The sequence below is a fragment of the Saonia flava genome (assembly GCF_011927795.1).
GTDB lineage: Bacteria > Bacteroidota > Bacteroidia > Flavobacteriales > Flavobacteriaceae > Saonia > Saonia flava.
Genome location: NZ_JAATJJ010000001.1, coordinates 1,977,263 through 2,001,235, shown reverse-complemented (window position 1 = coordinate 2,001,235; position 23,973 = coordinate 1,977,263). Strand labels below are relative to the sequence as shown.

The 23,973-nt window shown below is 37.2% G+C and carries 23 protein-coding genes; 9 read left to right on the top strand and 14 right to left on the bottom strand.

The window, feature by feature from the left end; all coding sequences use genetic code 11:
• The first annotated feature begins 3 nt into the window (after nt 1-3).
• On the top strand, nt 4-1,446 hold the full coding sequence (gene pyk, locus GGR42_RS08780) for a pyruvate kinase (protein WP_167962941.1): 1,443 nt from the start codon (nt 4-6) through the stop codon (nt 1,444-1,446).
• Nucleotides 1,447-1,459: 13 nt separating this feature from the next.
• On the opposite strand, the gene dinB is transcribed toward pyk, so the two are convergent.
• Nucleotides 1,460-2,560 carry a DNA polymerase IV gene (gene dinB, locus GGR42_RS08775; protein ID WP_167962939.1) on the bottom strand — a complete coding sequence of 367 codons (1,101 nt, stop codon included), beginning with the start codon at nt 2,558-2,560 and terminating at the stop codon, nt 1,460-1,462.
• Nucleotides 2,561-2,592: 32 nt separating this feature from the next.
• Between dinB and GGR42_RS08770 the strand changes: the two genes are divergently transcribed.
• Nucleotides 2,593-3,066, top strand: a complete 474-nt coding sequence (locus GGR42_RS08770; RefSeq protein WP_167962937.1) for a CYTH domain-containing protein — start codon at nt 2,593-2,595, stop codon at nt 3,064-3,066.
• A 22-nt stretch (nt 3,067-3,088) separates the two neighbouring features.
• Here GGR42_RS08770 and pheS read toward each other — a convergent pair whose 3' ends face one another.
• The 9 genes from pheS to GGR42_RS08725 all read right to left on the bottom strand — a co-directional run bounded on the left by pheS (nt 3,089) and on the right by GGR42_RS08725 (nt 13,245).
• Nucleotides 3,089-4,108, bottom strand: a complete 1,020-nt coding sequence (gene pheS, locus GGR42_RS08765) for a phenylalanine--tRNA ligase subunit alpha (protein WP_167962935.1) — start codon at nt 4,106-4,108, stop codon at nt 3,089-3,091.
• Between the two features lie 91 nt (nt 4,109-4,199).
• Nucleotides 4,200-4,958 (bottom strand): SH3 domain-containing protein, encoded by a 759-nt coding sequence (locus GGR42_RS08760; protein WP_167962933.1) that lies wholly within the window; start codon nt 4,956-4,958, stop codon nt 4,200-4,202.
• A 3-nt stretch (nt 4,959-4,961) separates the two neighbouring features.
• A complete protein-coding gene (locus GGR42_RS08755) occupies nt 4,962-6,743 on the bottom strand; it encodes a BatD family protein (RefSeq protein WP_167962931.1) in 1,782 nt (593 codons plus the stop codon).
• Nucleotides 6,727-7,602 (bottom strand): tetratricopeptide repeat protein, encoded by an 876-nt coding sequence (locus GGR42_RS08750; protein ID WP_167962929.1) that lies wholly within the window; start codon nt 7,600-7,602, stop codon nt 6,727-6,729. Before GGR42_RS08750 ends, GGR42_RS08755 begins: the two co-directional genes overlap by 17 nt.
• A gap of 1 nt (nt 7,603) precedes the next feature.
• Nucleotides 7,604-8,650: a VWA domain-containing protein gene (locus GGR42_RS08745; protein WP_167962927.1), complete on the bottom strand. Its 1,047-nt coding sequence runs from the start codon at nt 8,648-8,650 to the stop codon at nt 7,604-7,606.
• Between the two features lies 1 nt (nt 8,651).
• Nucleotides 8,652-9,650, bottom strand: a complete 999-nt coding sequence (locus GGR42_RS08740) for a vWA domain-containing protein (protein WP_167962925.1) — start codon at nt 9,648-9,650, stop codon at nt 8,652-8,654.
• On the bottom strand, nt 9,651-11,279 hold the full coding sequence (locus tag GGR42_RS08735; protein ID WP_245201418.1) for a BatD family protein: 1,629 nt from the start codon (nt 11,277-11,279) through the stop codon (nt 9,651-9,653).
• Between the two features lie 25 nt (nt 11,280-11,304).
• The gene (locus GGR42_RS08730) at nt 11,305-12,171 is read right to left on the bottom strand and encodes a DUF58 domain-containing protein (RefSeq protein WP_167962921.1); all 867 of its coding nucleotides are present in this window, start codon (nt 12,169-12,171) and stop codon (nt 11,305-11,307) included.
• A 72-nt stretch (nt 12,172-12,243) separates the two neighbouring features.
• Nucleotides 12,244-13,245 carry an AAA family ATPase gene (locus tag GGR42_RS08725; RefSeq protein ID WP_167962919.1) on the bottom strand — a complete coding sequence of 334 codons (1,002 nt, stop codon included), beginning with the start codon at nt 13,243-13,245 and terminating at the stop codon, nt 12,244-12,246.
• 255 nt (nt 13,246-13,500) lie between these two features.
• Here GGR42_RS08725 and GGR42_RS08720 point away from each other — a divergent pair, with 255 nt between their 5' ends.
• Both GGR42_RS08720 and GGR42_RS08715 read left to right on the top strand, forming a co-directional pair.
• Nucleotides 13,501-14,259, top strand: a complete 759-nt coding sequence (locus GGR42_RS08720; RefSeq protein ID WP_167962917.1) for an SDR family NAD(P)-dependent oxidoreductase — start codon at nt 13,501-13,503, stop codon at nt 14,257-14,259.
• On the top strand, nt 14,256-15,392 hold the full coding sequence (locus GGR42_RS08715) for an ATP-binding protein (protein ID WP_167962915.1): 1,137 nt from the start codon (nt 14,256-14,258) through the stop codon (nt 15,390-15,392). The genes GGR42_RS08720 and GGR42_RS08715 overlap by 4 nt, the downstream gene beginning before the upstream one ends.
• Here GGR42_RS08715 and GGR42_RS08710 read toward each other — a convergent pair.
• Nucleotides 15,389-16,333: a carbohydrate kinase family protein gene (locus GGR42_RS08710; RefSeq protein ID WP_167962913.1), complete on the bottom strand. Its 945-nt coding sequence runs from the start codon at nt 16,331-16,333 to the stop codon at nt 15,389-15,391. The genes GGR42_RS08715 and GGR42_RS08710 overlap by 4 nt on opposite strands.
• A gap of 120 nt (nt 16,334-16,453) precedes the next feature.
• On the opposite strand from GGR42_RS08710, the gene GGR42_RS08705 reads away from it, so the two are divergent.
• From GGR42_RS08705 to GGR42_RS08690, 4 genes are read left to right on the top strand one after another with little or no spacing between them, the layout of a single operon-like run.
• Nucleotides 16,454-17,593, top strand: coding sequence for an SPFH domain-containing protein (locus GGR42_RS08705; protein WP_167962911.1), 1,140 nt, complete (start codon nt 16,454-16,456; stop codon nt 17,591-17,593).
• A 58-nt stretch (nt 17,594-17,651) separates the two neighbouring features.
• A complete protein-coding gene (locus GGR42_RS08700) occupies nt 17,652-18,734 on the top strand; it encodes a DNA helicase PriA (RefSeq protein ID WP_167962909.1) in 1,083 nt (360 codons plus the stop codon).
• A complete protein-coding gene (locus GGR42_RS08695) occupies nt 18,731-19,456 on the top strand; it encodes a metallophosphoesterase (RefSeq protein ID WP_167962907.1) in 726 nt (241 codons plus the stop codon). Before GGR42_RS08700 ends, GGR42_RS08695 begins: the two co-directional genes overlap by 4 nt.
• 40 nt (nt 19,457-19,496) lie before the next feature.
• A complete protein-coding gene (locus tag GGR42_RS08690; RefSeq protein WP_167962905.1) occupies nt 19,497-20,492 on the top strand; it encodes an acyl-ACP desaturase in 996 nt (331 codons plus the stop codon).
• A 32-nt stretch (nt 20,493-20,524) separates the two neighbouring features.
• Here the strand turns inward: GGR42_RS08690 and GGR42_RS08685 are convergent, their stop codons facing one another.
• Entirely contained in the window at nt 20,525-21,115 is a 591-nt protein-coding gene (locus GGR42_RS08685; RefSeq protein ID WP_245201417.1) for a hypothetical protein, read from the bottom strand.
• A 26-nt stretch (nt 21,116-21,141) separates the two neighbouring features.
• Nucleotides 21,142-22,044: an OmpA family protein gene (locus GGR42_RS08680; protein WP_167962903.1), complete on the bottom strand. Its 903-nt coding sequence runs from the start codon at nt 22,042-22,044 to the stop codon at nt 21,142-21,144.
• Nucleotides 22,045-22,181: 137 nt separating this feature from the next.
• On the opposite strand from GGR42_RS08680, the gene GGR42_RS08675 reads away from it, so the two are divergent.
• Nucleotides 22,182-22,319, top strand: coding sequence for a hypothetical protein (locus tag GGR42_RS08675; protein WP_167962901.1), 138 nt, complete (start codon nt 22,182-22,184; stop codon nt 22,317-22,319).
• A gap of 72 nt (nt 22,320-22,391) precedes the next feature.
• Here the strand turns inward: GGR42_RS08675 and amaB are convergent, their stop codons facing one another.
• Nucleotides 22,392-23,945 carry an L-piperidine-6-carboxylate dehydrogenase gene (amaB, locus tag GGR42_RS08670; protein WP_167962899.1) on the bottom strand — a complete coding sequence of 518 codons (1,554 nt, stop codon included), beginning with the start codon at nt 23,943-23,945 and terminating at the stop codon, nt 22,392-22,394.
• Nucleotides 23,946-23,973 lie beyond the last annotated feature (28 nt).

Below are 23,973 nucleotides of genomic sequence, written 5' to 3'. Positions count from 1 at the left end.
ATAATGCCAACCAATAAAAAGACTAAAATAGTAGCAACCCTAGGACCTGCAACAAGTAAGAAAGAGGTGTTACGCGATATGATCAATGCCGGAGTAGATGTCTTTCGAATCAATTTTTCACATGCCGACTATGCAGATGTGGAGGAACGGGTTAAAATGATTCGAGAATTAAGTGAAGAATTGGGCGTTAATATATCCATACTTGGAGACCTTCAAGGACCAAAATTAAGGGTTGGTGTAATGGCAGGTGAAATTGTTGTTGCTCCAGGTGATGAAATTACTTTTGTTACCGGTAAACCTTTTGAAGGTACGGCCGAGAGGGTTTATATGAACTACGCTTCTTTTCCGCAAGATGTAAAAGCAGGTGAAAATATCCTATTGGATGATGGAAAGTTGATGTTCGAAGTTGTTTCCACCAATGGTAAGGATCAGGTAAAGGCAAAAGTTATTCAAGGAGGTCCCTTAAAGTCTAAAAAAGGGGTGAATTTACCCAATACTAATATTTCTTTGCCTGCACTTACAGAAAAAGATATAAAGGATGCCATTTTTGCCATATCAATGAAAGTGGACTGGATAGCATTGTCTTTTGTTCGTTTTAGTCAGGATTTGATCGATTTGCAAAACTTGATCAAAGAACATTCTAAGTATAAAATTCCAATTGTTGCTAAGATTGAAAAGCCCGAAGCGGTTGAAAATATAGATAAAATTGTTGCCTATTGTGACGGTCTAATGGTTGCTAGGGGAGATCTTGGGGTTGAAATCCCAGCACAAGAAGTGCCATTGATACAAAAGCAATTGGTATTAAAAGCCAAAAAGGCGAGAATCCCAGTTATCATTGCTACACAAATGATGGAAACTATGATTACCAGTTTAACCCCAACCAGGGCAGAGGTGAACGATGTCGCCAATTCTGTTATGGATGGAGCAGATGCGGTGATGTTGTCCGGTGAGACTTCGGTTGGAAATTATCCAGTTCAGGTAATCAAAAAAATGGCGAGTATTTGTCAAAGTGTAGAAGATTCCCCATTAATTAAAGTACCGCAGGCCCCTCCACATATTAAAACCAAAAGATTTATCACAAAATCTGTGTGTTACCATGCTGCAAACATGGCCAATGAAATTCAAGCTAAAGCAATATCTACGCTTACGAATAGTGGATATACTGCTTTTCAAATTTCAGCATGGAGACCTAGTGCCCATATTTTGGTATTTACGGACAATAGACGCATTTTATCGCAGTTAAATCTTCTATGGGGTGTTAAGGCATTTTATTATGATAGAAATGTTTCTACGGATGAAACCATTGAGGATGTAAATAAAATTGCTTGTCAAAAGGGATTTTTGGATATTGGGGATATGTTGATAAGCCTTGCGGCAATGCCCATAAAGGATAAGGGAATGGTAAACACTTTAAGGGTAACCGAAATAGAAAGCTGTAATTTCTAATTAGAAAAGCCCCCTATAAATCAAATTTTAATTGAACCGTAACAGCCTTTTTTTGAGGCTGTTTTTCTTTTTTATCTGTGTTAAGATTGGCCAAGGAAATACCCAAAAGGCGAACAGAGTTTTCCAATTTTTCCTGATAGAGCAATTCCTTTGCAGTTTCCAAAATCAGGTTTTTATCAGCAATGAAATAGGTAAGTGTTTTACTTCTTGTCTTTAATGTAAAATCACTGTACTTTATTTTTAATGTAATTGTTTTTCCCGCTATTTTGGATTTTTTCAAGCGTCTTTCAAGTTCATTTGCAATATTTTCCAAGCGTTCCAACATAAAAATTTCACTACTTAAATTTTCATGAAACGTTCTTTCTGCACCTATGGATTTTGCAATTCTGGATGATTTGACGGCACTATCATGAATACCACGGACAACATAGTAGTAGTAACGCCCGCTTTTTCCAAAATGGCTGTCCAAAAACTCCAAGGATTTAGCTTTAAGATCTTTACCGGTAAAGATTCCGAGCTTATACATTTTTTCTGTGGTAACCTTGCCGACACCATGAAATTTTCGAATTTCCAATTCTTCTAAAAATTGAAGGACTTCCTCTGGGTTTACCGTTTTTTGCCCATTAGGCTTGTTGTAATCGCTAGCTATTTTGGCTATAAACTTATTAATGGAAATTCCGGCAGAGGCATTTAACCCCAACTCATTATAAATACGTTCCCTAATTTCTTTGGCAATTAGAGTTGCCGATGGATTTCCTTTTTTGTTTACTGTTACATCCAAATAGGCTTCATCCAATGAAAGCGGCTCCACTAAATCTGTATAATCAAAAAAGATGCTCCGTATTTTTTTGGAAATCTCCGTGTATCTAGAATATCTAGGTTTTACAAAGATGAGTTCAGGACAGTTTTTTTTTGCAAGATAACCACTCATGGCACTGCGGACTCCAAATTTTCTGGCCTCATAACTGGCCGCGGAAACAACGCCTCTTTTTTCAGCACCACCCACAGCTATGGGCTTTCCCTTAAGAGTTGGGTCGTCCAATTGCTCTACAGAAGCATAAAAAGCATCCATATCTACGTGGATGATTTTTCGTAAGGGAATATTGGTTTCCATTTTATAAATTTATAATAACTTAGGAAACATATATGATAGAAATAGAACGAAAATTTTTGGTCAACTCCCACGCCTACAAAAAGGAGGCCACATCAAAAAACCTAATTGTCCAAGGGTTTTTAAATACACATCCAAATCGCACGGTTAGGGTACGCATCAATGGGGATTTTGGATATCTAACAGTTAAGGGGAAATCCAATGAAACCGGGACATCACGTTTTGAATGGGAAAAAGAAATAGAAGTTGATGAAGCAAAATCTTTATTGAATTTGTGTGAAGAGGGGGTTTTAGAAAAGACAAGATATTTAGTTCCGGTTAACCAACATATGTTTGAAGTGGATGAATTCTTTGGTGACAACAAAGGATTGGTAGTTGCGGAGGTTGAGTTAAGCTCAGAAAACGAATTTTTTGAAAAACCAAATTGGCTGGGCGAAGAAGTGACGGGAGATATAAAGTACTACAATTCCCAATTAAGTTTAAAACCTTATAAATTATGGAAAGATTAAAGATAACAGTATTTGTATGCCTTTATAATGCACTCTTAAATTGTTCCAAAAAGCGAATATCGTTTTCACTAAGTAAACGGATATCGGAAATTTGATGAAGCAATAAAGCGATACGGTCAATGCCCATTCCAAAGGCAAAACCAGAATATTCCCTAGAATCTATACCACAGTTGTCCAACACATTTGGATCTACCATGCCACAGCCCATAATCTCTAACCAACCGGTCCCTTTGGTCATTTTGTAATCTGTTTCCGTTTCTAAGCCCCAATATACATCTACCTCTGCGCTGGGCTCTGTAAAAGGAAAATAAGAAGGTCGCAATCGAATTTTGGATTTCCCAAAAAGCTCTGTGGTAAAAAATTGAAGGGTTTGTTTTAAATCGGCAAAAGAAACATCCTTGTCAATGTACAATCCTTCTACTTGATGAAAGAAGCAATGAGAACGTGCTGAAATAGCTTCATTTCTATAGACCCTTCCTGGAGAAATGGTACGGATGGGAGGTTTGTTATTTTCCATATAACGTACCTGTACCGATGAGGTATGTGTCCGTAGTAAAATATCTGGATCGGTCTGTATAAAAAAAGTATCCTGCATATCTCTTGCAGGATGATATTCAGGTAGGTTCAATGCCGTAAAATTGTGCCAGTCATCTTCAATTTCTGGGCCTTCCGAAACATTGAAACCTATTCTGGAAAAAATATCTATAATCTGGTTTTTTACAATGGAAATAGGGTGTCTTGCACCAATTTCCATGGGTTCCCCAGGACGGGTTAAATCTCCATAGATGCCTTTTTCCTCTGTTTTGTTTTCTAGTGCTTGTTTTAAGGAATTAATTTTATCCGCAGCACTCGTCTTTAACATATTTATAGTTTGTCCAAACTCTTTCTTCTGCTCGTTGGGAACATTTTTAAAGTCAGCAAAAAACTCATTTAGCAATCCTTTTTTACCCAAATATTTAATGCGAAATGCTTCAATATCATCAAGGCTTTTGCTTTGAAACCCTTTAACGATTGCTATATGTTCCTTGATTTTGTCTATCATGTTAAAAACTATGGAAAAGCAAATTTAAAATAATTCTTTGCTCCACGGGGTAGTTTTTGGAATGTTTTTAACCCAAGATATTATGGGGATATTAAAAATCCTTTAATATCTTGATATCATCAGAGGGAACCCATCCTATTTTGCCATCAAGAATTTTAATTTTTTTCCAATTGTTCAACTGCTCCAATACATTTACTTTGGTTCCTTGATGCAGCCTGAAAACTTCTTCACTGCGGTTGTTGGGTTCAGATTTTATAATTGTTTCATTTGCAAATACAATAGCAGGTTGGTAGTTGTTAAAATCATTGTATTGCAAATATGCCATTACAATGGAAAAAACGGATAATATCAGGGAAACAACGCTTGTAATAAATGCTATGCGTTTGTGGGTTGCGTACCTAAAATAATAAAAGGCTATGTACATTAAAACAAACAAAATCATTAATACAATTGCAGTATAGGCCCATTGATCAAAAGAAAGAAAACTGGTAAGCTTTTTGTAAATTTTGGATAAGCCCGTTTCTGGCATTTCCTCAATTGCATCCAATGTCATATTCTGGGCATAGCCCAAATTTGATTGGATTTCTGGGTCATTAGGTTTTAATAATAAGGCTTTTTCATAATAATAAATGCTTGGGGCAATTTGGTTTAATTTATAATGGGCATTGCCGAGATTAAAGTATAGGGCCGCCGAATGTTCACCGTTTTCAAGAATTCTTTGATAGTTTTCTATGGCTTTATCATAATCTCCCTCATTATATGCGGTCGTTGCATTGTTGAACAGCGCTTCGTTTTGGGCAGTTCCCCAAAAAGAAATTAATAGTGCCAGTATGGTTATAAAATGCTTCATACCCTATAATTGTTTATCCAAATAAGAAATTACATCACTTGCCTTATCATAATCCTCTTGCATTTGCACATCTGAAAAAGGGCTATAACGCGCCATTTCGCAGTTTTTCAATAAACCAATAAAATCTTCTATAGTTTCTTGATCCACCTGTTTCTTGGTCAGAATAGATGTTATCTTATCCTTACTGAATTCTGAAGTCTCTATTTTTAGTTTTGCCTTTAGATAGTTGTGTAACGCTTTTTCCAAAGCAATATAAAAAGCATCTTTTTTGCCCAATGTTTTCTTGGCTTCGGACAAATATTTCTTGGCCAATTTATTGGCTTTTCGAACTTTGTTTCCAGCTATATCACTTGTATATTCCTCCCTTTTTTTCCTGAAAAGAATGAACAGGGGAATCAATAATAATGGCAATAACAACCATAGGTAGAAACATCGCGAGCCAAAAAAGTAATTACTGCCAATTGCTTTTAGATTTGGTTTTAATTTAATGAAACCAAATTGGTTTCCTGAACTCACCACAGCTTGTCTATTTGCTGCGATGGGACCGGAAGTTGTAGCTGTTGCATCTGTGGGACCCTCCAATACATTGACCACAATTTCATCAGAATTCAACGTATGATACTTTTCTGTAGAGGGATTAAAATAACTGAAGGATATACTCGGAATGGGATACTTGCCCTTATATGATGGTACTACGGTGTACATGTCGTTCACTTTTCCTTGCATTCCCGAAAAAGTGGTTCGCACACTTTCATCATGTTCAGGGTCATATACTTCCAAAGAACTTGGAAAATTTGGCTTGGGTAATTGAAAGAGCTTTAAATTTCCTTTCCCGGTTACTTCCACTTTAGCCTGTAAAGATTCAGATGCATTTAGATGAGTCTTGCTTGTGGTGACGAAAAAATTAAAATCACCTACAGCGCCAGTAAAATCAACAGGTTTCCCTTCATTGGGCAATGGTTTTACTTCTATGTTGCGCCTTCCGGCAGAAACTGTTTTGTTGGTAGATTGATAAATACGCCCCCCAAAGAAATCCCTTTTGTTGGTAGGTACATCCACAACCACATCCAAGGATAATGGTTCCAGTTCCAGCTCACCGGTTTTTTGAGGGTATAGAACCACTCTTTTTAAAACCACGTACCTGTATGATTGCCCTTTGTAGGTAGCGTTTTCGGCATTGTACTTTGTAACGGGCATATCCTGGCTCCAAAAATTGTTGTATTTGGGATTGTCCAACGCCCTAAAGTTGGAGACACTTACATAAGGACTAAAATATAGCTTGTAAACCACCGTCACGGCCTCATTTAAATAGGGGTTTCCCTTTGAGACCTCTGCAACCAAATGTAGGCTTTCATCTGCCACATCATCCGCTGTCATTTGATCACTTGGTTTGTCTACGGCCGCCGTTACCTCAATTTCCTTTGCTAGAGATTTATACACTTTACCACTTATTGTAATGGACGCTTGCTTAATGGAAAATTTTCCTCGTGCAGTAGGGGCCAAAGTATATGAATAGGCCTTAGAATAGGATCTTTTACCATTTATCCATGAAGAGCTAATAGATTGGGAAGGTCCCATAAGAACTCTAAAGCCCTCAAAATCTGGAGGGTTAAAGTCATCTCCATCTTTGTTCATGATAAAATCTACCCTAAGCCGTTCATTAAGTCCAAGCTTTGGCTTGCTTACCTTTACCTCGAAAGTAACTTCATCATCCTGGGCTTTTAGTATAAAGGCCAGAAGTAAGAGGGGAATCAGGAATATATATTTTTTAATTGCCAATGACATTACCAATCTTTTTCATTTTTGTTTTAATACCTTTTACCTTTTGGGCATCTATTTTTTCTTGTACTTTTTTCTCTTCGTTTTGCATGGCCTCTAACAGGTTCTGTACCTGTTGTGGAGACAGTTGGTTAGGTCTAGGTTGTTGTTCTTGGGGTTTATCTCCTTCATTGGGCTGTTTTTTCTCCTCTTCTTTTTTATCGCCATCTCCCTCCTTGTTTTCTTCAGGTTTTTCATCTCCCTTGTCACCTTCGTCACCCTTGTCCTTATTTTCATCTTCTTTCTGCTCCCCCTTATCGTCTTTTTCTTTATCCCCTTCGTCCTTTTTATCCTCGTTTTTATCTTCTTTGTCCTCCTGGTTCTGGTCGTCTTTATTTTCGTCGTTTTTCTGCTCCTCGTCCTGCTGTTTTTTTAACAACTCTTTTGCCAAGGCCAAATTATAACGTGTCTCCTCATCTGTGGAATCGTTTCTTAAAGCTTCTTTATAGGCTTCAACTGCTTTTTCATATTCTTTTCTTTTCATAAAAACATTGCCCATATTATGATAGGCCTGATGTTTTTCTTCCTTGGTCGATGCCAGCTCCCCAGCTTGTTTAAAACGTCCGAATGCCTCACTGTAGGTCTCTTTATTGTAATAGGCATTCCCCAAATTATAGGAAGCAGCAGGATTATCTGTACTTTTTGATATGGCACGTCTATAATTTGCCTCGGCATTGATAAAATCATTTTCTGCAATGTCTTTATTGCCTTCCCATGTAAGGTTTTTGGAAGTCTGTAAGTCCTTTTTGTTAGTTTTCCCATCTTCGGATTCTTGGGAAAACCCCAATACTCCGAACATAAAAAAAATGTAAAGTATCTTCTTCATATTATTCATCTTCTTCCTCGTTAAACAAATTTAATTTCTTTAACCATTTGGTTTTTCTGTCCAATAGAAAGATATCTAAAAATAGGAATAATAAGCCCAAGCCCAAAAACCATTGAAATTGATCTTTGTATTCGGCAAATTGTTTGGCTTCGAACTCTTTTTTGTCCATTTGTGCCAATTGTTCCTTTATAATTTCAACAGCTTCTTCCGTATTGGAACCATTGATATATTCTCCGTTCCCTTCATCTGCAATATCGGTTAGGACAACCTCATTCAATTTGGTAATAACAACCTCCCCTTGACTATCCTTTTTTAAACTTTCTACAACTCCATTTCTTTTTATTGGAATTGGCGCTCCTTTTGGTTTACCCACACCAATGGTATAAACCTTTATTCCCTCTTCCACTGCTTTTTCAACAGCATCTATTGTTGTTCCTTCTGAATGGTCTTCGCCGTCTGAAATTATGAATAACACCCTGTTGGTCTGTTCCTCATCATCATAGTAGGTAGATGCCAATTCTATGGCTTCATTAATAGCTGTTCCTTGAGAGGATAGCATGTCCGTATTCATTCCTTGTAAGAACATTTTGGCCGCACCATAATCTGTGGTTATGGGCAATTGTGGAAAAGCCTGACCGGCGTAGGCAATAATGCCAATTCGGTCACTAGCCAATTGGTTAATGATTTCTGACACCAATCGTTTTGATTTTTCCAATCGGTTGGGGGCAATATCCTCTGCCAGCATACTTTTGGAAACATCCACAGCAAAAACAATGTCTACACCTTCCCTTTTTACGGTTTCCAGTTTTGTGCCAATTTTAGGATTGACCAAACCGATAATTAAAAAGAAAAGCCCCAACAAAAGAAATATCAATTTTAAAGATGACTTAAAGTTGGACTTATCTGGGGTCAACCGTTTTAAAAGGGACAAATCCCCAAACTTCTTCTGTGTTCTAACCTTCCAAATTTGATGCAGCACAAAGACCACTATCATTATTGGAATAATGAACAGTAGATAGAAATATATTTTTTCGTCAAATTGAATCATTTTATATAAAACTTCTAAATAAGGTGTTTCTAAGGAGCCATTCTAATATTAGCAAAGCTCCTGCCAAAAGCACCCAAGGTCTAAACTTTTCCTCGTACTTATAATATTTGAACTCTTCTACTTCGGTTTTTTCCAGCTTGTTTATTTCGTCATAGATTTCCTCCAGTTTCTCATTGTCCGTTGCCCTAAAATATTGCCCGCCAGTAACCTCGGCAATATTCTTTAACAAATCTTCATCAATTTCTACTTGTCTCATTCCATATCTAAAAGAACCATCTGCATTGTATGCTACAGGAGAGAGTGCATTTCCATTTGTTCCCAGACCTATGGTATATGTTTTTATATTAAACTCTACGGCTAAATCTGCTGCCGTTTGCGGTTCTATAAAACCAGAATTGTTTACTCCATCGGTTAAAAGTATAATCACTTTGCTAATGGCTTTGCTTTCTTTTAGCCTATTTACGGATGTTGCTAAGCCCATACCAATAGCTGTACCGTCATTTAATTGTCCATAAGTAATTTCCTTCAGGGCATTTAAGACAATGGATTTATCACTGGTAATGGGTGTCTTGGTGTAGCTTTCTCCCGCATAGGCCACCACTCCTATTCTGTCATTGGGGCGTTGTCGAATAAAATCTGCTGCCACTTCCTTAAGGGCAGCTAGTCTATTAGGTTTTAAATCACGAGCCAACATACTGGAAGAAACATCTATGGCCATGACGATATCTATTCCCTTAGTGGTTTTTGTTCTAGTAGAAATATCTTCTGTTTGCGGACGGGCTAAAGCCGTTATGATTGCAGCTAAAGCCACTAATCTTAATATTAACAAAAGAGGTTTTAATTTGGGAAGAATATTATTGACGGTAAATCCTTTTATGCTTGAGATTTTAAGAGAGGCAGACTCTTCATTGTGTTTAAAAAAATACCATAACAAAGCCAATGGAAGTAATAAAAACAACCAAAAGAACTGTGGGTTTGCAAATGAAATATCTTTAAACATTTAAACTTCGTTTTTTACTTCTATAGATTGTAATATCCTATCAACAATCTCCTCGGCATAGGTGTCACCATCTAACCAAGAAATCAATATTTGTTGTTGAAAACCTTTGCCACCAAAACTTAGAATGACATATTTTCCTTTAATAAGCTCCTTGGATTCTGGTACAGAAAAATTCCCAGAACCAAATGTTTTTAAACCTTTTGTGCCTGTAATGGTGTTAAATTCCTCCTGTTTGGTAATTATGTTTTTAGCTCCTTTATCCTCAAAATTTTTAAGAAGCTGTTCTACGGTTTTCTCAAAATCTGGTTCTACCTCTTCCATAAAAGAAGTAGAAGTGGTGGCAACGGTAAACAAGGCATCAGCATTGCGGTACATAAAGGTTTGCAATTCCTTTACAGTAGCTTTTGCCTCTGGAGGTAATTTCACCTCTTGCCTTAAAAGAACCTCAGGCGTTTCAAGACTTACTGGAGGAAAACCATAGGAACTGGATACCCATTCCCCTTCCAATAATTCTTTAGTGGGATGGCCAAAAACGGTGTCTTTTACATAGGTAAAACCGTATTTTACAATGGCATTTGCCATTGTAAAAAAAAGCACACCTGTTACAATGCCTGCCGCAACAAACCATTTTTTTCTTTGCTGTTTTTTTGCAAGCTCTTCCAAATACTCTTCGTTTTGTAGTAATTCTTCTTCATTGGGTTCTGGCAAAGCCTCGTGGGTTTTAATAACAATCTGCTCTACTGCTTTTCTATCTTGCTCGGCTACTGATGTTGGTGGTTTGGACTTGGCAAATTTTACTAAATCCGCAGTTTGTAGTATTTGTTTAAATTGCTGAATGGTTTCTTCCTCTAAATCCAATTCCCCTGCATCCTTTAGCATTTCCAACCTATCAATTAATTGGTCCGTTGTACTTTCCAGAGCGGAAACATGAACATCTTCTTCCAAATAGGAGCGAACAATATCTGTAAGTTCAGAATAGTATTGTTTGTATTCATCTTGAATTAAATATTTAGAACTTTCCAAACGCTTTAGTTCTAATAAAGCTCTGTCAAAAGGAGGTAATAAGGCTTCTTTTTCTTTTTCAGACAAGGGCTTTTTTCTAAGGACAAACCAATAAATGAGCCCTATAATAATTAATAATGGAATGAGAATCCATAAAAGGGTTTTCCAGAGCTCCAAATTACTTTTGTCTACATTAATAAGTGGTTTAATGTCATACATTTTTTGGGCAATGGTATCCACTGGAACAGTGGCCACATTTACTCTAACGGAATCTGTTAAGTAAGGCTTCTCATTAATGGCAATTCTTTGTGGTGGAATAGTATAAGCTCCAGAATCAAATTGGGTAAGGGCATAAATTCTTTGTAATGTCACCCTATTCTGTTTTCTAGTGGTGTCAATGGCTAAAGCTTCCACCATTTCTAAGGGCGAAAAGGTTTGTTCTTCTGGGAAGAATACGGTATCGGTAGAATCCGCTTCTACGGTTATCGTATATTTAATTTGTTCCCCAATTTTTATATAAGTGGTATCAATTTCTGAAGAAACTTGCGCAAAGGAGAAATAAGAACTTAGAAAAAAAATAATAAAAAGTACTCCGCCCCATACTTGGCAGGATAAACAATTCTTCATTATCAACTTTTCGTTATTCATTAACTTATCCTCTTCTTTTAAAATATCCCAATAGTTTTTTTACATAACTTTCATCAACACGGCAACTAAGTGAGCCACAACCAGATTTTGTAAAGGTTTCTGTAAAGTAATCTACCCTCTCCTTATGATATTTCCCATAGGCTTGGCGTACCTTTTTGGATTGTGTGTTTACCAATTGTATAGCACCTGTTTCTGCATCCAACATTTGTACCATGCCCAGATTGGGAATATTTTCCTCTCTTTGATCATAGACCCTAATCCCAGTAACATCATGTTTGTTGCCAGTGATTTTTAAAGTCCGTTCATAATCCTCAGCTATAAAATCCGAAAGCACAAATACAATGGCTTTCTTTTTCATAACACTTGTTAGGTACTTTAGGGCCTCAGCAATATCTGTTTTGTTGCTTTTTGGTTTAAACTCCAGTAACTCCCTAATAATTCTAAGCACATGACTTTTTCCTTTTTTAGGTGGAATAAAAAGTTCTACCTCATCAGAAAACAAAATAAGACCTGCTTTATCATTGTTCTGCATGGCTGAAAAAGCTAAAGTGGCAGAAATCTCTGTGATAATCTCTTTTTTAAATTGATTGCTGGATCCAAAAAGTTCCGAACCGCTTACATCCACCATCAACATCATGGTCAATTCCCGTTCTTCCTCAAAAACTTTGATATAGGGTTCGTTGTATCGCGCGGTAACATTCCAATCAATACTCCTTACATCATCACCATATTGGTACTGGCGTACTTCACTAAAGGTCATGCCACGCCCTTTGAAGGTGGAATGATATTCCCCTCCAAAAATATGATCGGAAAGACGCCTGGTCTTTATCTCGATCTTACGGACTTTTTTTAGTAATTCTTTAGTATCCATTTCTTTGTAAACAATTATAGGCCATTAGTTGTAGGTTGTAAAAAAAAAATCAACCTCTCAGCAGGGAGTTTCCTATGGCACTTCAATTTCGTTTACAATCTTATTAATGATTTCTTCTGAAGTAATATTTTCTGCTTCAGCCTCGTAAGTAATGCCAATTCTGTGGCGCAGTACATCATGGACAATGGCCCTAACATCCTCTGGCACTACATATCCCCTTCTCTTAATAAAGGCATAGCATTTAGCAGCATTTGCCAAGTTGATACTACCACGCGGCGATGCACCAAAACTTATAAGAGGTTTTAAGTTTTCTAAATTGTACTTTTCAGGATAACGGGTCGCAAAAACAATATCAAGGATGTATTTTTCAATTTTTTCATCCATATAGACCTCTCTAACCGCTTTTTGGGCCGATAGAATCTGTTTTGTGGTTACCACAGGTTTTACTTCCTCGTAAGCTCCTTTAAGATTTTGACGTATAATCAATTGCTCTTCGTTCAATTTGGGATAATCTATGACTGTTTTTAGCATAAACCTGTCAACCTGTGCTTCAGGCAAAGGATAAGTTCCCTCTTGTTCTACAGGATTTTGTGTTGCCATTACCAAAAAAGGCTTGTCTAAAATAAAAGTTTCATCACCAATTGTAACCTGTTTTTCCTGCATGGCCTCCAAAAGAGCAGATTGTACTTTCGCAGGAGCCCTATTTATCTCATCTGCCAGTACAAAGTTGGCAAATATGGGTCCTTTTTTAATGGAGAAGTCGTTCTCCTTGATATTATATATCATAGTTCCCACAACATCTGCGGGCAATAAATCTGGTGTAAACTGGATTCTGCTAAAAGTACCTTTCACAGCTTTTGCCAAGGTATTAATGGCCAATGTTTTTGCAAGTCCAGGAACCCCTTCCAAAAGGATATGTCCCTGCCCCAAAAGGCCTATTAAAAGTCTTTCCACCATGTGCTTTTGGCCCACAATGACTTTGTTCATTTCCAATACAAGAAGGTCGATAAAAGCACTTTCTTTAGCGATTTTCTCATTCACCGCACTAATATCAATTGTTGTATTTTCTTCCATACAGATTGTAGTTAAATTTTACGCAAATTAAGTAAGCATTTTAATAAAGTGCAAAATGAAAATTTATTTACTCATGCGCTGTTAATAATTGGTTAAAAAACTGATAAAGGCCCAAGTTTTATGAATGCTTTAAGGGATTTATTTTTTATTTTCACATACTATGGATACAAGATATAAAAATACTTGTTTTGTGGAAATTTGGAGAGTTAATAGTTAATTACCTGAGACTTACAGAAAAGTAATAGATTTATAGAAATGAAAGAAAAAACGGCATTAATTACCGGGGCAACAAGCGGCATAGGAAAATCAACCGCGGAATTGTTTGCCAAAAGTGGTATAAAATTGATTCTCTGTGGTAGGCGAAAGGATAGGCTCGAGCAATTACAAAAGAAACTTTCACCATTCACTAGGATACACACCTTAAACTTTGATATTAGGAAAAAAGAAGATGTGTTCAAGGCCATTGAGTCGTTGCCCAATGATTTTTCAGATATTGATATATTAATCAATAATGCTGGAAATGCCCATGGTTTAGAGCCCATACAAGATGGCAATACGGATGATTGGGATGCTATGTTGGACATTAATGTGAAAGGATTGCTTTACATATCCAAATCCATTTTTCCAAAAATGGTAGAAAAAGGAGCTGGGCACATTATCAATATTGGTTCCACCGCAGGAAAGGAGGTATACCCAAATGGAAATGTGTATTGCGCAAGCAAACATGCTGTGGATGCATTAAACCAGGCTATGCGAATAGATTTAAATAAACATGGAATTCGTGTGGGCGCAGTAAACCCAGGAATGGTAGAAACGGAATTTAGTACCGTTCGTTTTAAAGGTGATACAGAACGTGCCGATAATGTCTATAAAGGTTTTCAGCCACTAAAACCTGAGGATATAGCAGAGATCATCCATTTTGTTGTCACCCGTCCCTATCATGTTAATATTGCGGATTTAGTTGTTATGTCCACAGCACAGGCAAGTAGTACCATTGTGAACAAAACGATATGATTAATAAACGCCTACTTGTAAAAAACCTTCTGGCACATAATGATGAAAATAGTTTTTACGACAAAAAGCGATTTATTGATATTGGTCAAAAAGAGGGCAAGGGGAAGTTTTTAAAACATGTTTGTGCTCTGGCCAACAGTAACCCTAAAAACAACTCGTTTATCGTAATTGGGGTAGAGGATGAAGACAACAAAATAGTTGGTGTCGATTTTTTTGATGATAGCAAAATACAAAACCTGGTAAATGCCTATTTGGATAACCCGCCTTTAATTTCCTATGAAAACATTCCATTTCCTCAATTACGCGATGGTAAGGTAGTAGGGTTGGTCACTATAAAATCCAATGGAAAAATATGTTCCCTAAGAAGAAATATTTGGAAGTATTATGGAGGGTCGGTTTTTTTTAGGGAAGGAAGTATTAGTATGCCCAAGGTTTTTGATATTGAAATGAAGGACATTAACTCCTCAACTGTCGCAACCATTGAGCAACACGCCCGCAACAACATTGAATTTACTCTAGATGGAGTCATAGATTTTATCAATAATAGACATCGTGACTTATCCAGTAATTACAAGGTTTTTAAGGAGCAATTTGTGGTTTGTTGGGCAGGAAACCTTAAAAAGGTAAAGAAACAGGAATATTACTCCAGAGTGGATATAGAATTGATAAATGAGCAAGTAAAATTGTTTTATTCTGCTCTAGATGAGGTAACTATTTCTTATGATGACGACTCTTTTACTACTATTGAATATGTACAATTGGGATTGGGAGCACAACAAAAATATTATCCGTTGGAAAAAGTGGTTATTACTTTTTCAGAAAATGGAACCTACAACATTAAGAGCAATCTAATTTTTGAACCACCTCAGTATGATAAAAAAACATTACACCATATTCTAAATGCCAACAATGCATTGTTGGCAAAGCTTACCAAAAACATAGACCTCAATCCATCTGAAAAAATGGATTTAAAGCTTTTGCCAGCTACCTATTTAATCTGTTTTTTAAATGGCTTTGAAGAGGCAAAAGACAGAATGGCCAAGGCTAGACCTGTTCTTAAGAAACAGAATGAAAAAATATATCAGTCTTTAAAAGAATCTTTACGGGTAATAAGAAAGGTACAGTATAATTAATCTAATTGCTCTTTTGCGGGCAAAGAATCTATGGCTCCATAGCCCGTTGTTGTAAGAGCCCCTGCTTTATTGGCCTTTGTCACCATTTTAAGCAATAATTGGTTGTTTTCCAAAATATCAAAAGGACTGTTCAAAGTTGCAATTTGTTGTAACAGACATCCAATAAAAGCGTCCCCTGCACCCGTGGTATCCACAGGCTTTACCTTAATACTTGGCACGGTCAATTTTAGGCTAGGGGCACTAATGTAGGTGCCTTGACCACCTAAAGTAACTGCAATAATTTTTGCGCCGGTTTCATGTAGATGGTCACAAGCATCATTAATGGTTTCTTTTCCGGAAATAATCAATGCTTCTTCCAAGCTAAACTTACATAAATGTGCTTTTTCAATAAATATTAGGCATTTTTTAATAAAAGTTGCTTCATCGTCCTTCCAAAGGTCGCTTCTAAAATTTGGATCAAAGCTTATGAAGGCTTCTTGTGTAAGTGCGTCAAAATAATATCGCCCATATGCCTCTTCCAACTTACCACCCAAAAAAGCCGTGGCTGCACCAAAATGAATTAGACTATCCTTAAAATCCTTTTTTAGGGATGAGTCATATTTTAACTCCTTGTCCGCACCCCTGCTAAAAACAAAGTCGCGCTCCCCATCTTCTGCTATAGAAACGTATGCCAATGTGGTAAAGGTCTTGGATTGTTGGGCCAATGAAATATCCACATCGTTTTTTTCTAGAACATCAAGTAAAAAGGTGCCAAAAGGGTCTTTTCCTACACAACCCACAAAATAACTTTTGCCCCCCAATTTCGCTATGGCGCAGGCAACATTTGCAGGTGCTCCACCCGCTTTTTTGGTAAATAGAGTTGCTTTGGACAAATCACTTCCTTGGTTTTCGGCAACAAAATCTATTAAAAGTTCACCTATACAAAATACCTTATTTGTCATATTTATTAAAAGATGCCCGAAGGTAGTTAGAAATACAAAGCCAAGCCAAAACTTTACATCAAATAATTAGCTATTAAACCTAAAATTAGTACCTTTTTAAAAATTATAAACACGACTAAAATGAACTTATTTGACGAAATAAAAAAGAAGCTCAGCCATGAATTTATAGATATTATCGAGTGGATGGACAATACCAATGATACCATTGTCCATCGTTTTGAGCGCTACCAAAATGAAATAAAGAACAACGCCAAGCTTATTGTTAGGGAAGGACAAACTGCCGTGTTTGTGAACGAAGGGCAACTAGCAGATGTTTTTACTCCTGGAACTTATACGCTTAATACTAAAAATCTACCGATTTTAACAACATTGAAAGGATGGAAATATGGTTTTGATAGCCCTTTTAAGGCCGAAGTATATTTTGTAAACACACGATTATTTACAGATGAAAAATGGGGGACAAAAAACCCGGTTATGTTGAGTGACGAGCGTTTTGGATTGACGGAAATACGTGCTTTTGGAACATATAGCTTTAGAATAAGCGATGCCGGAAAATTTGTGATTGATGTTGTTGGTACAGATGGAAATTTTACCAATTATGAAGTAAATGAACATCTAAAAAGTTTAATCGTTACCCGTTTCACAGATACTGTGGGTGAGGCAAACCTGCCAATAGAACTATACGCAGCTAATACATCCGAGTTATCCGAAACTTGTCAAGAAGTTATGCAACCAGAGTTTGGTAGAGTGGGGATAGAATTAGAGAAATTCTATATTGAAAATGTTTCCATGCCGGAGGAGCTTAAAAAAGAAATCTTTGAGTACAGTAGATTGGATAAGTTGGATATGGCCAAACTGGCACAGTTCAAAGCTGCTAAAGCCATGGAAGAAGCTGCCAAGAATGAAGGCGGTACTGCGGGAGCTGGAATGGGAATGGGAATGGGTTTTGTATTGGCCCAACAAATGGGGAATATGATGAATCCCAATGCAGGGCAACAGCCTTTTGGAGGACAGTCAAATCAAGGGCCTGTGGTTCCCCCTCCCATGCCGGTACAAGTGGGATACCATTATGCTGTAAATGGACAACAAGTAGGGCCGGTTTCATTTGATAAGCTAAAGGAGCTTTTTGCCAATAGGACCATAAACAAAGATTCTTTAATCTGGAAACAGGGAATGCAAAATTGGACTGCATTGAGTGAGGTTGAAGAATTAAAGGCGTTTTTGGGAGGAAGTACGCCACCACCTTTACCAACTGTTTAAATTCGGTAATTTGTTTTGTAGTGGATTCCTATTTTCATGGGAATGACAACTTGTATACATGGAAGAAACCCAAAAATCAGAAGAGAAAAGACCTTGTGCCAATTGTGGTGCAGAGTTACGGTTTAAACCTGGTTCACATCAATTAAAATGTGAATACTGTGGGTACGAGGAGTTTATTGAGCAAACCAAAAGCAGTTTTGAGGAATTGGAACTTACCCATTATTTAAAAGTTGTTGGGGATAATGCTTATACAGAAACTATAGACCTTCTTCATTGTAAGAATTGTGGTGCCAACCAACATGTCGAGGAAAACTATAAATCATTGGCTTGCGTGTATTGTGGGGAACCCTTGGTGAAGGAGGATATAGAAAAAGAAGGTTGGATTATACCTGGTGCTCTTATTCCATTTCAAATGGATGCCAATAAAGCCAGGACTATTTTTAAAAACTGGGTAGGTAAAATATGGTTTGCCCCAGATAAACTTAAAAGAGCGGCTTTGGACCCAGAAGGAATACATGGGTTGTATCTCCCCTACTGGACGTTTGATGCGCAATTGTATGCCTCTTACCAAGGCCAGCGCGGGGATTATTATTATGAAACACAAAGGTATAAGACCAAAAATGGTACCCAGACCAGGCAGGTAAGAAGGACTAGATGGTCCCATGCATCAGGATCTGTGGATGGGTTTATAGATGATATCTTGATTAATGCCTCTGAAAAGAAAAGAAGGGATATTCCTTCCCAGATTGCCCACTGGAACTTAAAGGAATTGGTTATTTTCAACACAAAATATTTGTCGGGTTTTGTTACAGAGAAGTATACAATTTCATTAAAAGATGGTCACCGCCAATCTTTTCAAGAAGCAAAACGGATTGCCCATAATTGGATTCGGCAAGATATAGGTGGGGACACCCAGCGTATTCACAACACGGACATTAAATTATCTAATGAAACATTTAAACATATTCTGCTTCCAGTTTATATAAGCTCTTATAATTATAATGGTAAGGATTATCACTTTTATATTAACGGCCAAACTGGAAATATTAGCGGTACACATCCCTATTCTTTCTGGAAAATCTTTTTCTTAATACTAATTATACTTCTAATTATATTAACTATTGCGATTTTTGCACAATGAGAACACTGGTAATAGGAGATATCCATTCTGGATTAAAAGCGTTGAAACAGGTTTTGCAGATTGCTCAAGTTTCCCAAAAGGACAAATTGATTTTCTTAGGGGATTATGTAGATGGATGGAGTGAGGCCGCTGAAACCATAAATTTTTTAAATGGATTGGGAAAAACACATGATTGTATCTTTCTTCGAGGCAACCATGATGAACTATGTTATGATTGGTTAACTACAAGAGCCGAGAACCCAACATGGCTTGCACATGGAGGAACGGCAACGTTAAACTCGTATAAAAAAATTGATGAAACTGTATTGGGTCAGCACCTTTCTTTTTATGAAAATTTATTGAATTATCATTTGGACTCAGATAAAAAACTGTTCCTCCACGCGGGATTCACCAATCTTAAAGGGATTGAATCTGAATATTTTACAAAAACTTTTTATTGGGATAGAACCTTGTGGGAATTGGCACTATCCGTTCATCCAGAAATGGGGGAAGACCATAAATATTATCCCAAACGGTTAAAATGCTATAAGGAAATATTCATAGGACATACCCCCGTGACAAGGATAGGGGAAACGGTTCCTGTAAACGCTACCAATGTATGGAATATAGATACTGGGGCGGCATTTAAAGGACCCTTGACTATTATGGATGCCAATACCAAAGAATTTTGGCAAAGTGACCCAGTTCATACTTTTTATCCCAAAGAAAAAGGAAGGAATTGAATTGTATCATTAATTAAACGACCTTTGTAAAAAACAATGTATGTCTGCCAAGAATATTAGAATTGAAGTAATGAAGGCCATTGAGGGGAAAGTGGATGGTTTTATAGAATCATTTCTTACCCCAATTGAGAGTATTTGGCAACCATCAGATTTCTTGCCAGATTCTCAAAATGAAGGGTTTTTAAGTGAAGTGGAACAGATTCGTGAGGAATCCAAGGAAATGGGATATGATTTTTGGGTGACCATGGTTGCAGATACTGTTACAGAAGAAGCTTTGCCCACATATGAGTCATGGCTTATGGATGTTGAGGGGATAGATCAACATGGTGAAAATAAAAATGGATGGTCCAAATGGGTACGTCAGTGGACGGCTGAAGAGAACAGACACGGAGATGTGCTCAACAAATACCTATACTTATCAGGTAGGGTTAATATGCGCGAGGTTGAAATAACAACACAACATTTAATTGCCGATGGTTTTGACATAGGAACAGATAGAGACCCCTATAAAAACTTTGTATACACTTCCTTTCAGGAATTGGCAACTAATATTTCCCATAAAAGAGTGGGTCAAATGGCAAAAAAGCAAGGAAATAAGTTACTTGGAAAAATGTGTACCATTATTGCAGGGGATGAAATGAGGCACCATTTGGCGTATAGAGAATTTGTAAAAACAATTTTTGATCATGACCCAAATCAAATGATGACTGCCTTTGCAGATATGATGAAGAAAAAAATAGTGATGCCAGCGCATTTTTTAAGAGAGTCAGGTGGAAGTATAGGGACAGCTTTTGAGAACTTTTCAAATTGCGCACAAAGACTTGGAGTTTATACAGCACAGGATTACATAGACATTCTTAGTAAGCTTAACGATTATTGGGAAATAGGAACGATTAGAGCTTTAAATGATGAGGCTGAAAAGGCTAGGGACTACTTAATGAAATTGCCGGCAAGATTGGAAAGAATTTCTGAGCGAATGCAATTTCCTGAGGATCAGTATCGATTTAAATGGGTCGAAGCAAATGGAATGATATAAAAAAAACCGGCTCATATGAGCCGGTTTTTTTATTACAGTCTTCCACCTTTGTGTTCATCTTGCCATTTTGCAAGTTTTTTCCATTCGCCCTTATAACACATCTTAGCCTGTAAAGGCCATGAAGCAGGGTCATGAATTTTATAACGGTCACCACCAGAGTTCAATACTTCCTGACATTTTGCAACTTTAGTTTCAGAAAGTGCTTTCCATGTCTTAATATTAAAGTTGTGAAACAATCCTTCTATTTTCGGACCTATTCCTTCAACAAGTTTAAGATCGTCTTGCTTTATTTTCTTTCCAAAAACGGCTTTTGCTGCATCGGCATCAAAAGGAACTGCCGCCAAAGAAGCGGCTGGAGCTTTAATAGAAGTGGTCTTTTTAGTCGACGGGGTGTTAACTTTAACTGGAGCAGCAGTAACTTTAGCCGACAATTTTTGTGTGCAAGCGGCCAAATCAGCTTCCAGTTTGGCATTTTTATCTGTCAAAACTTTAAGGTCAGCAGAATTATCAATAGTAGTACCCCTCCCTTTTCCTAACAAATAACCAAAAAGGGCTCCAAGTAATGTGCATAGTAAAGGAATTAGCCAGCACCAAAAGTTCATATTTTCAAAATCAAAATTCATATTGTATAATTTAATGGTTAATGTTTTTAGTTTAATGTAACAACAGTTCTTCTATTTTTAGACCTTCCTTCTTCAGTAGAATTAGAGGCTACAGGAGAATCTGGACCTTCTGAAGAGGTGACAATTTTTGCTTCGGAAATACCGTTCTGGGAAAGATAGGCCTTTGCAAAATCCGCACGTCCCTGGCCAAGATTTATGTTAGTAGTTCTACTACCAGTGTTATCAGTATGACCCACAACTTTTGCACTGGACCCCTCTACCTTGTCCAAATACCTGGAAATATCCGCTACTTTTTGTCTTTGTTCCGGTGTTAAGTTAATAGAAGCCTCTCCTGTTTCAAAATAAAGCACTAAAGGATTGGCCTTAATTTTATCATATAGTGCCTGGAGTTGGTTTTCTGCATCCTCAGATTTGTTGTCCAAGCTATATGTTATTGGACCAAGATATGTATTGTTTTTTGGGACCATGTTATCCATTTCCTCTCCAAATATGTTCATTTGTGAAGAAGAAAGTCCTTTTGAGACTAAATAATTCTTTACAGAATTAGCTCTGGCCAACCCCAAATTTGGGAAAGCAGAACCATTAGTTTCATCATCCTTATAAAATCCGGTAATATTGATAACCTTATTGGCGTTTTCAGTGAAAAACGACTTAAGACTTTCGATTCCATCTTCAATATTGGTGGATATTGGAGTAAGTATTGTTGATGATGATGCATCAAAATTAAAATTATCGTTTACATTGTAAGAATAGTCCCCATCATTAAAAGCAAAGGGATTGGACGTTGCTTCGGGAATCACCTCTTCCACAACAGGAGCTATTTCTTCTACAGGACTTGTGCCACATTCGCTGCACATGCATATATAGAAATAGGTTCCTGCAAGGATTGTAATTAAAATTCCCAACAGATTTGTTGTTGTTTTTGTCATTGTTAATAAAGGATTTAGTGTTTACGTCACAATGTATTAAAAAAAACCTAAAAATGTTAAAATGTATTCATTAAATATTGATTATCAATCCTTAAAGTGTAATGGTTGACGGGTCATTTTTTAAAAAAACTATAAAAATGACCAGATATACAATATTTACGACCAATTATAATTTTATAGGCCGTCCAATAGAATATTATACGGTACTTCGTAGAAGATTTAGAATAGAACCCTATTTCTCCCAGCAAAGTCTGGCATTGAAAAAGGAACTATGAAATATTTGAGTTAGTTTGTTTAGTTTATTAAAAACCCGCTATTACTTCTTCCATCTAGTTTGCGGGTTTTTTTTATAGGTTGAATTTTATGCCTTGTGCCAAGGGAAGTTCAGTAGTGTAATTTATGGTATTTGTCTGCCTTCTCATATAAATCTTCCAAGCATCAGAACCGGATTCGCGACCGCCACCGGTTTCTTTTTCACCACCGAATGCACCACCAATCTCGGCTCCGCTGGTTCCAATATTTACATTGGCAATGCCACAATCACTTCCAGAAACAGATAAAAAGCGTTCGGCTTCCCTTAAGTTGTTGGTCATAATAGCAGATGACAGCCCTTGTACCACATTGTTTTGGATGGCAATGGCATTTTCTACGTCGCCGCTATATTTAAGTAGGTATAATATGGGGGCAAAAGTTTCCTCCTGTACAATAGCATACTCATTTTTGGCCTCGGCGATAGCGGGTTTTACATAGCACCCACTTTCATATCCTTCTCCTTTTAAGGTTCCGCCTTCTACAATTAATTTACCTCCTTCATCCACCAGTTTTTTCAGTGCGTTTTCGTACATTTTTACTGCTTGTACATCAATTAAAGGACCCATATGGTTTTTTTCATCCAAAGGATTGCCAATGGATAGTTGCTTGTAGGCATTTACCAAGGTTTCTTTTACTTTGTCATAAAGAGATTCATGAATAATCAATCTTCGGGTTGATGTACATCGTTGTCCTGCTGTGCCAACAGCACCAAAAACAGCCCCAATGATAGTCATTTTAATATCTGCGTCAGGGGTAACTATAATAGCATTGTTTCCACCCAGTTCCAATAATGATTTTCCTAGTCTCGCCGCGACCGCTTGAGCTACAATTTTTCCCATTCTTATAGAACCTGTTGCTGATATTAGAGGAATTCTGGTGTCTTGGGTCATATACTCACCTACCTGATAATCCCCATTGATCAGACACGAAATGCCTTCGGGAAGATTATTTTCTTTTAGAACTTCAGCGATAATATTTTGACAGGCAATTCCACAAAGAGGTGTTTTTTCCGAAGGTTTCCAAATACAAACATCACCACAAATCCAAGCTAAGGCCGTATTCCAGGCCCATACTGCCACAGGAAAGTTAAATGCGGATATAATACCAACAACGCCTAGGGAATGATATTGTTCGTACATACGGTGTCCGGGTCTTTCAGAATGCATGGTAAGTCCATGAAGCTGTCTAGAAAGCCCTACTGCAAAATCACAGATATCTATCATTTCTTGAACCTCTCCCAAACCTTCTTGGTAAGATTTTCCCATTTCATAAGAAACTAACTTTCCAAGTGCGTCTTTATGTTCTCGTAATTTTTCTCCAAATTGACGAACGACTTCCCCTCTTTGTGGTGCGGGTTTTGTCCTCCACTGTTTAAACGCTTCTGTGGCAACTTCCATGGTTTTTTCATAATCTTTCTTGGAAGTTGTTTTTACTTTGCCAATAAGGGAACCATCAACAGGAGAATAAGATTTTATTAGCTCTCCCGAACCAAAATTGTTGGAACCGGTTGAGGTCCCATTATTTATATCTTTAATACCTAATTGCGTTAGGGCCTTTTGTATTCCAAAATCTAGGGCAGAAATATTCATTTTATAACTTTTATGAATTGAAATGTTG

Bases quoted from the DNA above. Each gene is read 5' to 3' on its own strand.
- pyk (WP_167962941.1), top strand. From the start codon at position 4: ATGCCAACCAATAAAAAGACTAAAATAGTAGCAACCCTAGGACCTGCA.
- dinB (WP_167962939.1), bottom strand. From the start codon at position 2,560: ATGGAAACCAATATTCCCTTACGAAAAATCATCCACGTAGATATGGAT.
- GGR42_RS08770 (WP_167962937.1), top strand. From the start codon at position 2,593: ATGATAGAAATAGAACGAAAATTTTTGGTCAACTCCCACGCCTACAAA.
- pheS (WP_167962935.1), bottom strand. From the start codon at position 4,108: ATGATAGACAAAATCAAGGAACATATAGCAATCGTTAAAGGGTTTCAA.
- GGR42_RS08760 (WP_167962933.1), bottom strand. From the start codon at position 4,958: ATGAAGCATTTTATAACCATACTGGCACTATTAATTTCTTTTTGGGGA.
- GGR42_RS08755 (WP_167962931.1), bottom strand. From the start codon at position 6,743: ATGTCATTGGCAATTAAAAAATATATATTCCTGATTCCCCTCTTACTT.
- GGR42_RS08750 (WP_167962929.1), bottom strand. From the start codon at position 7,602: ATGAAGAAGATACTTTACATTTTTTTTATGTTCGGAGTATTGGGGTTT.
- GGR42_RS08745 (WP_167962927.1), bottom strand. From the start codon at position 8,650: ATGATTCAATTTGACGAAAAAATATATTTCTATCTACTGTTCATTATT.
- GGR42_RS08740 (WP_167962925.1), bottom strand. From the start codon at position 9,650: ATGTTTAAAGATATTTCATTTGCAAACCCACAGTTCTTTTGGTTGTTT.
- GGR42_RS08735 (WP_245201418.1), bottom strand. From the start codon at position 11,279: ATGAAGAATTGTTTATCCTGCCAAGTATGGGGCGGAGTACTTTTTATT.
- GGR42_RS08730 (WP_167962921.1), bottom strand. From the start codon at position 12,171: ATGGATACTAAAGAATTACTAAAAAAAGTCCGTAAGATCGAGATAAAG.
- GGR42_RS08725 (WP_167962919.1), bottom strand. From the start codon at position 13,245: ATGGAAGAAAATACAACAATTGATATTAGTGCGGTGAATGAGAAAATC.
- GGR42_RS08720 (WP_167962917.1), top strand. From the start codon at position 13,501: ATGAAAGAAAAAACGGCATTAATTACCGGGGCAACAAGCGGCATAGGA.
- GGR42_RS08715 (WP_167962915.1), top strand. From the start codon at position 14,256: ATGATTAATAAACGCCTACTTGTAAAAAACCTTCTGGCACATAATGAT.
- GGR42_RS08710 (WP_167962913.1), bottom strand. From the start codon at position 16,333: ATGACAAATAAGGTATTTTGTATAGGTGAACTTTTAATAGATTTTGTT.
- GGR42_RS08705 (WP_167962911.1), top strand. From the start codon at position 16,454: ATGAACTTATTTGACGAAATAAAAAAGAAGCTCAGCCATGAATTTATA.
- GGR42_RS08700 (WP_167962909.1), top strand. From the start codon at position 17,652: ATGGAAGAAACCCAAAAATCAGAAGAGAAAAGACCTTGTGCCAATTGT.
- GGR42_RS08695 (WP_167962907.1), top strand. From the start codon at position 18,731: ATGAGAACACTGGTAATAGGAGATATCCATTCTGGATTAAAAGCGTTG.
- GGR42_RS08690 (WP_167962905.1), top strand. From the start codon at position 19,497: ATGTCTGCCAAGAATATTAGAATTGAAGTAATGAAGGCCATTGAGGGG.
- GGR42_RS08685 (WP_245201417.1), bottom strand. From the start codon at position 21,115: ATGAATTTTGATTTTGAAAATATGAACTTTTGGTGCTGGCTAATTCCT.
- GGR42_RS08680 (WP_167962903.1), bottom strand. From the start codon at position 22,044: ATGACAAAAACAACAACAAATCTGTTGGGAATTTTAATTACAATCCTT.
- GGR42_RS08675 (WP_167962901.1), top strand. From the start codon at position 22,182: ATGACCAGATATACAATATTTACGACCAATTATAATTTTATAGGCCGT.
- amaB (WP_167962899.1), bottom strand. From the start codon at position 23,945: ATGAATATTTCTGCCCTAGATTTTGGAATACAAAAGGCCCTAACGCAA.